This window comes from Anoxybacillus sp. LAT27 (assembly GCF_022030075.1).
Taxonomy (GTDB): domain Bacteria; phylum Bacillota; class Bacilli; order Bacillales; family Anoxybacillaceae; genus Anoxybacillus; species Anoxybacillus kestanbolensis.
In genome coordinates, this window is record NZ_JAIWYK010000115.1 from 1 (window position 1) to 290 (window position 290).

At 55.9% G+C, this 290-nt stretch carries 1 protein-coding gene; it reads left to right on the plus strand.

All coding sequences use genetic code 11. The features are described 5' to 3' along the window. Nucleotides 1–290, plus strand: a 290-nt coding sequence (locus tag LD028_RS08755; protein ID WP_237811585.1) for an FtsW/RodA/SpoVE family cell cycle protein, incomplete at both ends; no start/stop codon positions are given.

The following is a 290-nucleotide window of genomic DNA, read 5'->3' on the forward strand; positions in this document are numbered from 1 at the left end:
TTTTGCTTGTGTTTGCCGCGTTCGGCATGATTATGCTGCAGCCGGACTTAGGAACGGGCACCGTTATGGTTGGTACGTGCGTGACGATGATTTTCGTCGCCGGCGCCCGTCTCAGCCATTTTGCCGGGCTTGGCGTTTTGGGGCTCGCTGGGCTTGCCGCCCTCATCCTGTCGGCTCCATATCGAATCAAGCGGATTACATCGTTTTTAAACCCATGGGAAGATCCACTTGGAAGCGGATTTCAAATCATCCAGTCGCTGTACGCCATTGGGCCTGGCGGCTTGTTCGGC